We start from the raw sequence: 14,690 nt of genomic DNA, 5'->3' as shown, positions 1-14,690 counted from the left end.
GATTCCGGCAGCCGGCGTCAATCTGCATCCGACTGGAGTGGGCGTCTTTCAGGTTGGCTGCGTCCGGCCTCACTCAGCCATGGGAGCGACTCATCCAGGGTTTGAAGCGCGCCCCTCAGGGTTTCCCGCAGGACTGGCAACTGAAATAGCGCTGCCGTCAGCTGTTGCTCCTTGTAGCGAATCGCCAGGTCACGATCGTGCAACTGGGCTTCCTGACTCTCCAGGTAGCGCGCACGCTCGTCCATTCGACGCTGCTCTGCCTGATTCAATGCCGAGCAGCCGGCCAGATGCTCCTCCCTGGTGGCCAGCGTACGGGCCAATAGCTCCAGAGACGCTTCTTTTTCGGCAACTCTCTCGGCGCTTCGTTGACTCTCCTGCTCAAGGTCGAGCTTCTCCTGGCGCAGTTCGAGGCGTAGCTGCTCAAGTGCTTCCTCCTGCTTGAGCACGCTGAGCTTTTGCTGTGTCAACTCTTGCGACAGTCGGGAAAGATTGCTCAGCGTATCGTCCACCTCGAACAGTGAGGGCGTTTCCTGCCGGGCAGGCGGCGGCGCCTGGCAGGCGGGTTCAGGCTGTGGTGCTGCCGGTGCCTGCGGTGGCGCGACGACTACCGGCGCCTCGACGGGCGGCTCGATCAGCGGCTCGGTTATCTCGTACATATCCACGGGTGCCTGTGACACCGGTTCGGCCACGGGCGGCGCGGACTCGGAAGGGTCCGCGGCCCTTGGAGGAGAAATCATCCTTGAGGAGAAACGAATAGACGGGACAATCAATGAGCTGCTTTCGATGGCAGGCAAACCGGGCGTCGAGGTTCCCAGGGTAATGACCTTCATCACCAGGGATTTCTTGATCGTCAACGAGTGATGATCTTCAGGCCTGGCGGGGGGCAGCTTGCAGCCTTTCAGGTCAACAAAATGATAAGGAATCTGAGTTTCACCGGTGTTTGCGGACTTGGTCCCGGCTGCCGCGGCAAGCGTCAGTATTTGCTTGAAGACATGGGTCGCTGTTTGCAGGTCTTCCTTGGAATCTATCGCGCCCAGAAAGTACCGATCGGACTTTTTGCGCAACGCTGCGATGTATACCCGTGAACTACCGGGTTCTGTCTCTTCATCCAGACTATAGGCAAGGAAGTTCGAAGCGATCTGGGCCACTGCAAAACCACAAAGCAGTGCGCCGTTGACCGGCGCATCATGCCCGGATTGTTCAAGAACAAGGGTACGTAGAAGCAGCATGACGTTCAGGCTCCATTTCAAATTGGCAGAACTTCAAATACACGCCAAATAAACAACGACAGTAATTAAAGCATCAAAAGCCTAACAATTGTTTCAGCGAGCCATCGCTTGACACGTAGGATTTATCTTATTCAGGCGCCTCAACGTTTCCAACACTGCCTATTGAACGTACCATTTTTTAACAATACGGCCTTGGACATGCGCATAACAAAATATTTCAACCTTTGACTTTTCGAACATTCACAACCTGCCGCTCATGCAGGTTAATCGAGGCCTCACCTTAACCGAGCCTTGCCATAAACATTCAGTAGAAAAGCATAATGATCGAGATAACGAGCCTGACAAAAAAGATGGGCGGGAAAAATATCATCCACGACTTTTCATTCAATGCCCAACCTCAGGAATGCCTGGGATTATTTGGAAATGATGGTGCGGGGAAAACAACTATCGTCAAAATGATAGCAGGCTCGATTCTCCCCTCTTCAGGCCATGTAAAAGTATTCGGTAACGATATTGTCCTCAATACACTCCAGGCGAAGAAAATCACCGGCTACCAGCCAGAACGATGCCTGAGTCATGGCGCAATGAGCGTACAGGGCTTTCTCAGTTTTATTGCCGACGTACGCGGATTCAGCGGCGCAGAAAAGCGCAAGATGATTGACCGCGCGGCCGCCCGGCTCGAACTTTGTCGGATACTCAAATCCCCCATCGAAACCCTTCCGGCAGGGTTGAAACGCAAAGTAGCCATCGCTCAGGCAATCCTGCATGACCCCAGCCTGCTGTTGCTCGATGAGCCAACGGAAGGTCTGAATGCCGACCAGAAACACAAAGTCAGAATGCTCATCAAGTCGCTGACCGACGAAATGACGATCATTGTTGCGTCCCGCACGCCCGAAGCGTTGACCGGCATTTGTAATCGGGCACTGGTCATCGCCGACGGTCGATTAGTGGCAGACACGTCCTTGCCCGAACTGCAGCGCAGTTCCCGGCACTACCAGGCAGTCACCCTTGCAGCCGAGACGCCGCTGGACCTGTTGGCCCTGGCGGTATTACCCGGGGTCGCCGGCATCGAGGAAGACCGCGAGACGCCCGGCACAGTGACCGTACTCGCCATGCCGGGGCAAACCATTTACCCCCATATCAACGCACTGATCACCCACCGCCGCTGGAAAATCAATGCCCTGAACCTAGAGCCAGGACGCCTGGATGATGTCATCCATCACATGAGCCAGGAGGCTTCGGTTTGAAACTTCTACCGGTCATCATCAAGCGTCAACTGGCCAGTTACTTTGGCGCGCCCGTCACTTACCTGAGCACTGCAGCTTTCCTGACAGCCGCCGCCGTATTTGGCTTCCATTCAAGCCAGCTACTGGAACAAAACAGTGTTGACTTGCATGGATTCTTCCAACTGCATCCTTGGCTTTATTTGCTGTTGACCCCTGTGCTTTCCACGCAACTTTGGGCGGATGAACACACTGCGGGCTCCAGGGACTTCCTAAGCACCCTGCCCGTCACGGGTTTCGAGAGGGTAGTCGGGAGGTTTCTGGCGGCCTGGATGATTTCTGGCATTGCCTTGATGTTGACCTTTCCCATTGTTATCACCGTCAATTACTTTGGAAACCCAGACAATACGATCATTGCCTCCCAATACGTTGTAAGTTGGCTATTAGCCGGAAGCTATCTATCGGTGGGCGGTTTTATTTGCACACTGACAAACCATCGCCTGATTATATTTACGGTCACGTTGTGTTTGCTCCTGGTCGCGAGCGGACTGTCTCCCATTCTTGATGCCATTGAACATCAAGCTCCGATCTGGCTCATCGACCGTATTACTTCCCTAAGTCCCTCAACGCGCTTTGACGCCATTGACCAAGGAGTACTGGCGCTTCAAGACAGTTTGTACTTCATCAGCATCATCATCGCATTTCTCGCCATGACGACGATTGCCCTGAACGTCAGAAACAGTTGAGAAGGACACGTCACGATGAAAACGCCGTTAAGCGCCAGCCTCACAATCATCACCCTACTGTTACTCTTTCTTGCTTTTAACCTGGTGTGGGCACTGAAACTTCCAACTATACGGCTGGATTTTTCAGAACATAAAATCCATACATTATCCGAACCTGTACGGACACTGCTCGCCTCACTGGAGCGACCGGTTGACCTGTACTTTTTCAACTCGAGCAAACATCCGCAAAAATCCAATGCCGTAAAAAGCTACGGTAAGCGGGTCGAGTGGTTGCTCAAGGAGTATGAAAAAGCGGCAAAGGGCAAAATCAACCTGCACCTCATCGATCCCAAGCCTTTTTCGGAAGATGAGTACAAAGCCAGGTTACTCGGGCTCGACGACCAACAAGGATTCTTCGGCCTTGTCGGTACCACCACGGGCCAAGGGCCACATAGCATCCAGGCATTCAGGCTGGACCGGGAGTCGCTGCTGGAATATGAGATCAGCCACCTGCTTCATAAAGTGATCCACCCGGAGCAACCGGTGATAGGCCTGATATCCACGCTGCCAATGGACGGCGAACGGGATGAGCACAGCGGCGTGAATACGCCTCCCTGGCAGTCATTGCAGGCACTGCGCCGCCAATTCAACCTCGTTAGCCTGGAGCCAGGCATCGAAAAAATTCCCGAACACGTCAAAACCTTGATGGTGGTCCATCCCGGCAAACTGCCTGACCCAACCCTGTACGCGATCGATCAGTTTGTATTGGGTGCAGGCAAATTGATGATGTTTATCGACCCGCTTGCCGGGCTGGATACCAGCGTCACAGCCCCGGAAAACCCCAGATTGGAAGCATTACTGGCTGCCTGGGGCGTCCAGATGCACGCGAATAAGGTAATTGCCGATCATGACCACGCCACTTCAGTGATCATGACCACAGGCCAGCCCGCGGTGCGCCATCCCGCTGCGCTAACCTTGCCGCGCCAGGCGATGGCACAGGACGACATCAGCACCTGGAAACTCCACAGCATCAATGTCTTGAGCAGCGGTGCGCTGGCCCCCGCCAAGAAGAGCCGCATGACCTTCACCCCGCTGCTGCAAAGCTCCGGGCACGCGGCCCTGTTTGATACTGAGCGCTTTGCCCTGCCGGCGCAGTTCGATTCACTGATCAATGAGGCTGCCGCCCGTGGTCAGCAACAGGTCATCGCCGCCCGCATTGAGGGGCCCGCCTACTCCGTCTTTCCTGACGGGATCAGCGAGAGTAAAGCCGGCTTGCAAAAGGCTGCGCACATCCATGTCGTGGTGGTCGCGGACACTGATCTGCTCAGCGATCGTGTGGCTGGAATGCTCAAGGACAACCACGCGCCGAGTGGCCCCTCGTCAGATAACGCAATGTTTGTCTTGAACACCCTGGATAACCTGGCAGCGCCTGACACTCTGATGAACGTTCGCCCTCGCGCAGGTGGCGGTCGATCGCTGCAGGTGTTACAGGCAATGCGCGAAGACGCGACACGGGCCTTCCAGGAAAAGTCAGCCGAACGTGCGCAACGCCTGGAGCAAACGGAAAAGGAATGGCAATTGCTGAGCCCCCGACCGCTTTCCCCAGGGGCCCAGGCCGTACCTTCCAACGCATTGCTGCAAGCGCTCAACAAGGAGCGCTTGCGAATACCCATGGAGATTCAAGCGCTGAAGGTTCAGTCCTATGCCGAAGTTCACGCCCTGGAGCGCAAAGTGAAGCTGCTCAATACCCTGCCTGTACCGCTGATACTGTGCCTGATTGCGTGGGGTATTTTCCTGCTGCGCCGCCGTCGCCAGCATCTGCCTCCTGCGGCGTTTCACTGAGGGTTCAACGCCGGGCTATCAGCCCTTGCCGGGCAATCCGGGTCAACTGGCGTATCACTTCGCCCGCGTCGCTGGCACTGGGGGCTTGAATAACGGCCAGGTCAAAGCTGTTGGACGCAAAGCGCGCAAGAGAGTCGCCGTCTTCGACAAACTGGATCAAAAAGGCCAAAGGCCGCCCCGTGCGACGTGGCCAACCATCCAGATAACGCAGTAGCGTCGGCTGGTGCTTGCCGCCCAAGAGGATTTTCGGATTGCGTTGGGTAAGGTCCGCGGTGATCGGGGCCAGGCGTATGAGGGGGCGTAGTGCATTCATTGTGTCGTGTCTCTGCCTCAAAAGTCTGCGGGCAGGTGAGAGGCAACACCGAACCAGCGCTTTAGCGGAATTTCGAAGCGGGCCCAGGGCTCTGGCTTCTGTCGGGACTGTGATCAGTCACCGGTGGCGCCCCGCAATTAGCTGTTTAAATCGGCGCAAGCAACATCCTAGAGAAGCCTGTAGGGCGGTGTCAAGAATCCCGAGCAACGAAAAGGCCCGCACAGGGCAGGCCTTTACAGGGAGATTCGCGGTATCAGCGAGTGATGGCGCGGTCGGCAGACAATTTGCCAGCCCCCTCCAACAACACCGCCAGCGTACCGCCCAGCAACGCCAGGGCGAACTCGTAACCGTTGTTGGCCATGAACAAACCGTTATGGATATGCACCGAGAAAATCGCCACCAGGGAGATGATCGACAAGCCCAGAGCCGCAGGGCGCGCCAGCAAGCCAATGATCAGCGCCAGACCGGCGAAGAACTCAGTACCGCCGGACAGCACCGCCATCAGGGTACCTGGGGCCAGGCCAATGCTTTCCATCCACTGGGCAGTGCCTGCCAGGCCACCACCGCCAAACCAGCCAAAGAGTTTCTGCGAACCGTGGGCGGCGAAGATGATCCCGACAAAAATCCGCAGGATCGTCAGGCCGTAGCCAGCGCGGGTGGAGAGGATGCGGGTGATCAATGGGCTCATGCTGATAATCCTTTTCGATGTAGGGGTTGGGTTGGCCGCTATATTAATCAGTTTAAACAATGATAAAAGCCGATAAAACGGCTAATAACAATCGATTTAATAGATTATTTCCGTGACGCCACTCGCGGCGCTGCCGGCTCCAACGACTCCCGTTCCCGATCAAACGCCAGGTAATACTTGTTCACGCTATTAACATAGCTGACGCCGCTCATTCCCACCTGCTCCATAGCAATGCGCTCGACCTGGAAAAACCATTGGTTCGGGTTAAGCCCCCGCCGCCGCGCTTCGGCACGCATTCCCTGGACCCGCTCGGGCCCCATGTTGTAGGCCGCCAGCACAAACGCCATGCGCTCGCGCTCGTTGAGCTTGGGGCTTGAGAAGAACTTGCGCCGGATCATCGCCAGGTATCGCGCGCCGGCCTGCACATTGCTGTCCAGGCTTTCGATGTTGTTCACCCCAACCCGCTGTGCCGCCGACGGGGTGATCTGCATCAATCCGGTGGGGCCGCCGCTGCTTCGAGCGCCGGGATCGAGGGCCGATTCCTTGAACGCCAACGCGGCCAGGTTCAGCCAGTCCATGCCCTGCTCGCGGGCATGCTTTTGCAGCACCGGGCGCAGTTTTTCCAGGCGCTGGCGGTCAGCACGGGCCAGTGGATAACGCACCTGGTACAGGCGGCGATAGATGCGCTGGAACGCCACATCCTGATCGGACGGCGTGTGGTAAGTCTTGAGGAAACGATCAATGCTGGCCCGCAGCATCGAAGCATCCTGGCGCACAAACCAATACTCTTCGCCCGGCTCACTGATCGCTACTTGCCGGTCAAACCGCAGCTTGGGCAGGATCTTCGCCCAGCGCTCGGCAATCGGTCGCTCGACAATGGTCAGGTGGAAAATCCCGGCCTGGACCATCTCCAGCACGTCTTCCACCGCCAGGCTGGGGTCGACCCACTCCACCTTCACCGGCGGCAACTTGTGCAGCGCCAGCTTCTGGTTGACCTGATTGATCGCGTCCGACGCAGCGCTGCCGGTGGTCAAGGCCAGCGTGCGCCCGGACAATTGCTCGAGTTTGGTAAACCGCCGCTCACCCTTGAGCCCTACCAGCCACAGCGGCACGTCGCTGGCAATCGGGTCACTGGTGGCAATCTTGTGGGCGGCCTTCATATCCAGTAATTCGCCGGGGGCGACCAGGTCACCCTCACCGCGCGCCAACGCGCCGATCAACTGGTCCTTGGCCTTGGGAATAATCTTGAGGCTGATCTCCTCACCGTCACGGGCATGGCCGTTGAGGTATTGCTCGAAAGCGCGCAGGCGGTGGTATTCAACACCGATGGCCTGGCCCTGGACTTCGCCGGAACTGTTACGGCTCTGGTTGACCAGCACTCGCAAGGTGCGGCTGCTGCGGATCTGCGCGAGGTCACGGACCTTACCGGGCTTGGTGACTTCCAGCGGCCCGTCCAGACGCGCAACCGCCGCCATGGGCAGCAGTAACGTCAGGCACAACACAAGCAACGCCGAGGGTCGGATCATCCGCTCTCCGGAAGAAAGAATACTGCCCATTGCTTCGCGAAAAACGAGGCGTTGGGGGACAGAAACAGAGCGCCATGAGCGCAGGCTTTGGGCGCAAGGGTGGCACGGCAGATGGCGACAAACCAAACACGGTGTTACTTGCGACTTTCAAAGACAGCTTTAACTCGTTGTAGTTCTTGGCTTTTCTTATAAATCTACAGCTCTGATATGCTTTCCGACCGCAGGCGGAGGTAGCACCATGCAACTCATTGATATCGGCGTCAACCTGACGAACCCAAGTTTCGACGAAAAGCACCAGGCCGTTCTCGACCGCGCCTACGCCGCCGGGGTGAGCCAATTGGTGCTCACCGGCACCAGTGTCGACGGCAGTGAACAGGCCCTGGAACTGTGCCAGCAGCTGGACGAAAGCGGCCAACGCCTGTTCGCTACCGCCGGTATCCACCCCCACTCCGCCAGTGACTGGAACGCCGAGAGCGCCAAGCGCCTGCGCGGTCTGCTCAAGGAAAGCCGGGTACGGGCGGTGGGTGAATGCGGGCTGGATTTCAACCGGGATTTCTCGCCGCGCCCCCAGCAGGAAAAAGTCCTCGAAGAACACCTGGCCCTGGCCGTGGAGTTGAAACTCCCGGTTTTTCTTCATGAACGTGACGCCAACCAGCGCCTGTTGGAAATCCTGCGGGACTACCGTGATCACCTGTCAGCCGCCGTGGTGCACTGCTTCACCGGCGAGCAGCGTGCGCTGTTCAGCTACCTCGACCTGGACCTGCACATCGGCATCACCGGCTGGATCTGCGATGAGCGCCGTGGGACGCACCTGCATCCGCTGGTCAGGGAAATTCCCCGTGGTCGCCTGATGCTGGAAAGCGACGCGCCCTACCTGCTGCCCCGCACCTTGCGGCCCAAGCCCAAAAACGGTCGCAACGAACCCGCCTATTTGCCGGAAGTCCTGCGGGAAGTCGCCCTGCACCGTGAAGAGACCGTGGAAGACCTGGCGCAACACAGCACGGCCTGCGCCCGTGCCTTTTTTGGATTGCCTGTGCCGGATTGACGCGGCGCATTGACCCATATCAAAACCTGCCGGGCCGATAGCGGCACAATAATGGCACCTTGCCAATGCTGTTTCCGCTATCAGAGAAAACCTTCCATGGGTGCCTGGCTTAGCAACATCTCACTGAAGTACAAATTCTGGGCCGTGAACGCGGTCGCCTTCATCACCACCCTGTTGCTGGTGCTGTACGCCGTGCAGCTCGAACAACAGGCTCGCAGCCAAGCCTCTCAGGCTTCGGCGCAAGCCCAGGCGCGCTTGCTCAGTGCCTGGCCCGCCGGCCAACCGCTGCCCAAGGGCGAGCACTGGCTGACCTATGCCAAGGGCAAAGCCCCACAACTGGGCGATGAGGATCTGTCAGCCCTGGCCACCGCCAGTGGATGGGTGGATTTCAATCACATGCCGTTGTTCGGCGAAAACCCGCTGATGGGCGCCGAAGTGATCACCCGCGCCGACGGCCAGCAGGTCGCCGTCCTGGCCTACGGTCCCAGCTTGAGCCAAGTCTTCGAAGGCCGTTTCGCCAACTACGCCGTGGCGGTGATGATTCTGATGCTGGCCATGCTCGGCGCCTCACAGCTGCTGATCCGCTTTCTGCTCAGCCAGCTCAATACCTTGAAAGACGTGATGCTGCACGTCGAAAAAACCGGCGACCTCTCGGCCCGCGTTCCCTTGGCCTGCAAGGACGAGGTCGGGCAGATGGCCAGTGCCTTTAACGCGATGCAGGCGGGTTATCAGCGAGTGGTCAACACCGTCGCGCGCACCGCCAAGCAACTGGACGACGGCGCCGCACGCCTGGCCAGCAGCATGAACGAGGTGCAACACGGCATGCTCGGCCAGCAAAGCGAAACCGACCAGGCCGCGACTGCAATCAACGAGATGACCGCCACCGTCTACCACATCGCCCAGCACGCCGGCGCCACCCGCGACCTGTCCCAGACTGCCGACACCCTCGCCGGCAGCGGCCAGGAGGTGGTCAGCCGGGTGCAGCGCTCGATTGCCGGGCTGTCCACGGGTGTGCAGCAGACCGCCGAAATGATCCAGAAACTGGCCGAGGACAGCCAGAAAATCAACAGCGTGGTCGGTGTGATTCACAGCATCGCCGAACAGACCAACCTGCTGGCCCTCAACGCCGCCATTGAAGCCGCCCGCGCCGGCGAAATGGGCCGGGGCTTTGCCGTGGTGGCCGATGAAGTGCGCAACCTGGCCAAGCGGGTGCAAAGCTCCACCGATGAAATCACCCGCATGGTGTCCGCCCTGCAAGCCGGCACCCGGGACGCGGTGGATTTTATGCAGGAAAGCTCGTTCAAGGCCGACGACTGTGTGCAACAGGCGCAAGAGGCCGGGATTGCCCTCGCTGAAATCACCGGGGCCGTGGCGCAGATGCGTGAGAGCAATACGCAGATTGCCGTGGCGGCCGAACAGCAAAGCCACGTGGCCGAGGAAATGAATCGGGCGGTGGTGAGCATCCGTGACGTCACCGAGAACACCGTGCAACAAACCGTGGACTCGGCCACCACCAGCAATGAGCTGGCAACCCTGGCCGGGGAACTGAGCAAGGCCATCGGACAGTTGAAGCTGTAAACCATAAGTGGATGGCTATGGCGTCCATAGCCATCCTTGATTCGCCGCCCCGCCCCGCCCCGACCTAAACTCTGCTCAAGATGTTTCAACGGACAGAGGAATCACGATCATGGGCAAACGTCATCCAAATCTCCCCGCCTGGCAATGGCGCACTCACCCGCAGAATCATCAGCACGCGACCAATCAAGTGTTGCAGCTGCTGGCGCTGCCGCTGCTGGTGATCGGCTTTCTGCTGATGGTGTCCGGAGTGTTCAGCGAGAACCTGGCGAGCGTCGCTATCGGGGTCGTCGGCATTGTGGCCGCGCTGGCATTGCAGCATCACGGTCGCAGCCTGGAGGCACGCGCCAGCGATGCCTCCAACGATCAACACCTGTTGGTCTGAGGGCTCAGGCGAACACCACCACCGACTGGCGGCTGATAGCGATCAGCTGGCCGTCGGGGCTCCACAGCTGCGCAGCCGCATGGCCGTAGCCGTCGCGGGCATGCTCGATGTGGACCCGGTATTGGCACCAGTCCAGGGTGCTGAGGGTTTGCAACGGTTGGACGAATTCGATGGTCCAGGTCAGGGTGCTACCCGGTGCGGGTTGGGTCAGGTGCGGCAACACCGAAGGTGGCCACGCATCCACCAGCGCGAGAATATGCGCCTCGGTCAGCGGTTCTTCTTTCACATCGCCACGCAAGCGCACCCAACCGCCCATCTCACGGGATTTATTGCCGGTGAATGGTAGGCCGCCGACGCTCCAGCGCATCGCCAGGTGCCGCATGAATTCCGGTGTCACCCCTTTGACGTAGGGCAGCTCCTGGCACTCATCCCAGTGTTTGAAGGTGGGCGCCGGTTCAGCGGCGACGTCGATTTGCGACGGCCGCGACGCGCCAAAACTGGCCTGCACCAGGGTCATCGTTTCACCGTTCTGCACCACACGGCCCAGCAACTGGCTGACAGCCTTGCCTTCGCGCAGCACTTCGACTTCGTAGCGGGCAAACACATCCGGCGCCACCGGGCCGACAAAGGTAATCGCCAGCGAACGCAACGGGCGATCCGCCGGGACCTGCGCACGCAGGGCCTCGTACGCCAACGCCACGACCAGGCCGCCGAACGTGGCACGGCCCTGGGCCCATTCGGCCGGGATCGAAACGTCCAGCGGGTGGTTGCGGGCAGCGTCGAGCAAATCACTGAAGCGCATGGCGATCTCAACTTAAAAAAAGAATTGAGGGATCTTAACCACCCGGCCTGCGCCATACAGCGCCTATTCCAGCCAAAAGTCCGGACAGATAGGCCGCAGGTTCAAGCGAAGCAGTCGGCGTTCAGTTTATCCAGCACACGGTCCGCCTGCCCTTCAGCCTCGGCCATGGTGCGGTGCCAGCCGGATACGCACGGCTGCAAATCAGGTTCGTGCCCGGCTTGCGCCAGCCATTGCCAGCAGTCGTGCCAATCGCCGAGGGCGCCTTGGGCGGCCTTGAGACGGGACACCGCTTTGCGGGGCAGCTTATCCAGCTCGGGATAAGCCTCGGCCGCATAACGCACACGCTTGATCAACAGGCGCAGACGATGGCGGTCATGGTTGGGATCGTGCAACGCTTCGCCGAGTTTTTTCCATTGCTTGGCCAGGCGTTTTTCAATGCGGGTGCGCAAGCTGTTGAGCAATTTCTGCCGTTGGGATGCGCGGATAAAGCGGGGGAATGCTTCGAGGATCAACAGCAGTTGCGCCAGCTCCGGCCCTTGTGCCACCGAGCGGTAGGTGGCTGGCTGCTGCCGCATACGCCGCTCAGCTGCTTCGTGATGGCCATGCTGGTGGAGGTACGCCGCCAACACTTCACGGTCGCGAAACGGCGTGGTCAGTTGGCCCACGGCACTGGCGGCCTGTTCGAGCTGCTCGACGCCGGGCAACCCGCGCAACGGCCGCAACAGGCTGCGCAAGCGCCGCACCGTGGTGCGCAGATCGTGCAGGGCCTCATCATCCGTGACGGCGGCGAGGCGCGCCTGGCAGCTCAGTAACCCTACTTCCAGGCCGATGACCTGAGCGACTAGCTGATCTACCAACGCTGCCATGCCTGTTTCCCCTGTTGAAGAACGGGCGCCTGCTTGGGCAAACGCCACACAACACTATCGACTACCTTTCCTTGGCACCCTGATCAGGATCAACGTCCTGCGCGCGACTCACGAATATAGAAACGCGCTTTCTCGGCCTTTTCCGAGCAACCTTCAAAGGCTTCGAACTGCTGCTGGGTCTTGGCGCCAGTCAACAACGACAGAGCCTTGGAGTAACTCACAGTACCGGCAAAACCTTCGGCCTTGGCCAGGTCCAGTTCGTGCCACGCAGCGTCCAGTTGCGTGCCGCAGCTGTCGCGATAAGCAGTTTTCCCGGCACAACCGGCCAGGGCCAACACGATCACAGGTACACACATCCAGGCTTTCATCAAATGACACCTCAAGAAAAGAAAAAACAGTCACTGGTGTAGACGTTGCCTACACCGAAAAGTGCCTTATCCGACTGCCTGAATCCGCAGTGCCGATTGCCAGAGCATACCCGAGCCCAATGGCTCCCTCGCGAAAATATTCGGTTGTGACCGTGATGATTGAAGCCCGACCCTCGATGGGTGCATTGTGGGCACCTGTTTTGCGAAGGATCAGGTCATGAAGAAACGTGTTGCATTGGTGCTGGGCTCCGGTGGCGCCCGGGGCTACGCCCATATCGGCGTGATCGAGGAAATCGAAAAACGCGGCTATGACATCGCCTGCATCGCCGGCTGCTCCATGGGTGCGGTGGTGGGTGGGATCTATGCCGCGGGCAAGCTGGACGAGTATCGAAACTGGATCGAAAGCCTCGACTACCTGGACGTGCTGCGCCTGGTGGACGTGAGCTTTCGCTTGGGGGCGATTCGTGGCGAAAAGGTGTTCGGGCAGATCCGCAAGATCGTCGGCGAGATCAATATCGAAGACCTGCGCATTCCCTACACCGCCGTGGCCACCGACCTCACCAACCAGCAGGAAATCTGGTTCCAGGAAGGCTGCCTGCACCAGGCCATGCGTGCCTCGGCGGCGATTCCCAGCCTGTTCACCCCGGTGATGCAGGGCAACCGCATGCTGGTGGACGGCGGCCTGCTGAACCCGCTGCCGATCGTGCCGGTGGTGTCCAGCCATTGCGACCTGATCATTGCGGTCAACCTCAACTCCACCAACCAGAAGCAGTACAAGCTTCCGGTGATCCAGCGCCCACCGGCGTTCAGGAGCCGCTTCGATAACCTGGTGCGCTCACTGGGTTCGCACTTGCCGTTTCGGCGCAAGCAGGCCGAGCAGTTGTTGATGCTGGAACAGGAAGCGCTGCTGGCCCAGGCCGCCGATATCAACCCTTGGCTGGACTCTGCCGAACCCGAGGCACAACAACCGGCGGCCGCCCCGGAAGAGGCCGGCGCGCCGAAGTCGGCGACCGGCTCGTTCATCATCGATAACGTGGGACCCGCGTCGCTGCTGGATTTGATCAACCAGAGTTTCGAGGTGATGCAGACGTCCCTGGCGCAGTACAAGATCGCCGGGTATCCGCCGGATATTTTGATCAACGTGCCGAAGCGGGTATGCCGGTTTTTCGAATTTTACAAAGCGCCGGAGTTGATCGCGCTGGGGCGGGAGATCGCGAGCGATACGCTGGATCGGTACGAGAGCGAGCAACACTGAAGTTTTATAAGCAGGGCTTTTGTGGCGAGGGAGCTTGCTCCCGCTGGAGTGCGAAGCGCTCCCAGGATTTTGGGGCTGCTGCGCAGCCCAACGGGAGCAAGCTCCCTCGCCACAGGTTAAGCACCACCCTTAAGCTTCGGTGTTCAACAACCGATAGCCCACCCCGGCCTCAGTCACGATAAACCGTGGCTGGGTCGGATCATCTACCAGTTTCTGGCGCAGATGGCCCACTACAATCCGCAGGTAATGGCTGTCTTCGGTATGGGTCGGGCCCCAGATATCCTTGAGCAGTTGCTGCTGGGTAATCACCCGCCCGGGATGGCGGGCCAGTTGCGCCAGCACCGCGTATTCCTTGCGGGTCAGCGCCACTTCGACACCGTCCAGCAACACCCGCCGATAGGCCAGGTCTACGGTCAACGGGCCAAAACGCAATGCCGCTTCCTGGGCCTCCCCCGCCGGCGCCTGGCGCAACAATGCCCGTACCCGCGCAAGAAACTCCTGGATGCCAAACGGCTTGGTCACATAGTCATTGGCGCCGTTATCCAGCGCCTCGACCTTTTGCACTTCACTGGCTCGCACCGACAGCACCAGCACCGGTACCGTGGACCATTCACGAAACTCGCGCAGCACCTGCTGGCCGTCCATGTCCGGCAGGCCCAAGTCGAGCACCAGCAAGTCCGGTTTACTCAAGGCGGCCTGGGCCAGGCCTTCGTTGCCGGTGCCGGCCTCGATCACTTTGTAGCCCTGGGAGGCCAGGCTGATACGCAAGAACTTGCGGATCTGCGGTTCGTCGTCAATGACCAAAATCGTCGCAGTCTGGCTCATGGTGTCCAATCAAAATCCGTGAA

14 protein-coding genes and 1 pseudogene are annotated in these 14,690 nt (G+C 59.2%); 7 read left to right on the top strand and 8 right to left on the bottom strand.

The genetic code is table 11. The annotated features are described in order from the left end of the window. Positions 1–17: 17 nt before the first annotated feature. Entirely contained in the window at positions 18–1,229 is a 1,212-nt protein-coding gene (locus D109_RS0113450) for a hypothetical protein (RefSeq protein ID WP_017477362.1), read from the bottom strand. 320 nt (positions 1,230–1,549) lie between these two features. On the opposite strand from D109_RS0113450, the gene D109_RS01000000131915 reads away from it, so the two are divergent. From D109_RS01000000131915 to D109_RS0113435, 3 genes are read left to right on the top strand one after another with little or no spacing between them, the layout of a single operon-like run. Then, complete coding sequence (locus tag D109_RS01000000131915; RefSeq protein WP_017477361.1) at positions 1,550–2,476, top strand: ABC transporter ATP-binding protein; 927 nt, start codon at positions 1,550–1,552, stop codon at positions 2,474–2,476. Beyond that, a complete protein-coding gene (locus D109_RS0113440) occupies positions 2,473–3,198 on the top strand; it encodes an ABC transporter permease (RefSeq protein ID WP_017477360.1) in 726 nt (241 codons plus the stop codon). The genes D109_RS01000000131915 and D109_RS0113440 overlap by 4 nt, the downstream gene beginning before the upstream one ends. 15 nt (positions 3,199–3,213) lie before the next feature. Next, entirely contained in the window at positions 3,214–5,019 is a 1,806-nt protein-coding gene (locus tag D109_RS0113435) for a Gldg family protein (RefSeq protein WP_017477359.1), read from the top strand. A 4-nt stretch (positions 5,020–5,023) separates the two neighbouring features. Here D109_RS0113435 and D109_RS0113430 read toward each other — a convergent pair whose 3' ends face one another. From D109_RS0113430 to D109_RS0113420, 3 genes are all read right to left on the bottom strand, one after another. Further along, positions 5,024–5,332, bottom strand: a complete 309-nt coding sequence (locus D109_RS0113430; protein ID WP_017477358.1) for a hypothetical protein — start codon at positions 5,330–5,332, stop codon at positions 5,024–5,026. A 253-nt stretch (positions 5,333–5,585) separates the two neighbouring features. Beyond that, positions 5,586–6,020: a DoxX family protein gene (locus tag D109_RS0113425; protein ID WP_017477357.1), complete on the bottom strand. Its 435-nt coding sequence runs from the start codon at positions 6,018–6,020 to the stop codon at positions 5,586–5,588. Positions 6,021–6,124: 104 nt separating this feature from the next. Beyond that, positions 6,125–7,546, bottom strand: coding sequence for a transglycosylase SLT domain-containing protein (locus D109_RS0113420; protein WP_017477356.1), 1,422 nt, complete (start codon positions 7,544–7,546; stop codon positions 6,125–6,127). A 238-nt stretch (positions 7,547–7,784) separates the two neighbouring features. Here D109_RS0113420 and D109_RS0113415 point away from each other — a divergent pair, with 238 nt between their 5' ends. From D109_RS0113415 to D109_RS01000000131910, 3 genes and pseudogenes are all read left to right on the top strand, one after another. After that, on the top strand, positions 7,785–8,591 hold the full coding sequence (locus D109_RS0113415) for a TatD family hydrolase (RefSeq protein ID WP_017477355.1): 807 nt from the start codon (positions 7,785–7,787) through the stop codon (positions 8,589–8,591). Positions 8,592–8,687: 96 nt separating this feature from the next. Then, entirely contained in the window at positions 8,688–10,169 is a 1,482-nt protein-coding gene (locus D109_RS0113410) for a methyl-accepting chemotaxis protein (protein ID WP_017477354.1), read from the top strand. 109 nt (positions 10,170–10,278) lie between these two features. Next, a pseudogene (locus D109_RS01000000131910) lies at positions 10,279–10,536 on the top strand (terminase); the annotation flags it as partial. A 19-nt stretch (positions 10,537–10,555) separates the two neighbouring features. On the opposite strand, the gene D109_RS0113400 reads toward D109_RS01000000131910, so the two are convergent. The 3 genes from D109_RS0113400 to D109_RS0113390 form a co-directional block, all read right to left on the bottom strand. Then, positions 10,556–11,353, bottom strand: coding sequence for an acyl-CoA thioesterase II (locus tag D109_RS0113400; protein ID WP_017477352.1), 798 nt, complete (start codon positions 11,351–11,353; stop codon positions 10,556–10,558). Positions 11,354–11,454: 101 nt separating this feature from the next. Then, positions 11,455–12,219 (bottom strand): CHAD domain-containing protein, encoded by a 765-nt coding sequence (locus D109_RS0113395; RefSeq protein ID WP_017477351.1) that lies wholly within the window; start codon positions 12,217–12,219, stop codon positions 11,455–11,457. Positions 12,220–12,308: 89 nt separating this feature from the next. Next, the gene (locus D109_RS0113390; RefSeq protein WP_017477350.1) at positions 12,309–12,587 is read right to left on the bottom strand and encodes a hypothetical protein; all 279 of its coding nucleotides are present in this window, start codon (positions 12,585–12,587) and stop codon (positions 12,309–12,311) included. A gap of 217 nt (positions 12,588–12,804) precedes the next feature. Here D109_RS0113390 and D109_RS0113385 point away from each other — a divergent pair, with 217 nt between their 5' ends. Then, positions 12,805–13,842, top strand: coding sequence for a patatin-like phospholipase family protein (locus tag D109_RS0113385; RefSeq protein ID WP_017477349.1), 1,038 nt, complete (start codon positions 12,805–12,807; stop codon positions 13,840–13,842). A gap of 129 nt (positions 13,843–13,971) precedes the next feature. Here D109_RS0113385 and D109_RS0113380 read toward each other — a convergent pair whose 3' ends face one another. After that, the gene (locus tag D109_RS0113380; RefSeq protein ID WP_017477348.1) at positions 13,972–14,667 is read right to left on the bottom strand and encodes a response regulator; all 696 of its coding nucleotides are present in this window, start codon (positions 14,665–14,667) and stop codon (positions 13,972–13,974) included. Positions 14,668–14,690 lie beyond the last annotated feature (23 nt).

Origin of the sequence: Pseudomonas sp. PAMC 26793, assembly GCF_000313235.1 — a bacterium.
GTDB classification, from domain to species: Bacteria; Pseudomonadota; Gammaproteobacteria; order Pseudomonadales; family Pseudomonadaceae; genus Aquipseudomonas; species Aquipseudomonas yamanorum.
Note: the sequence above shows the minus strand (reverse complement) of the source record. Positions and strands in the feature narration are given on the sequence as shown.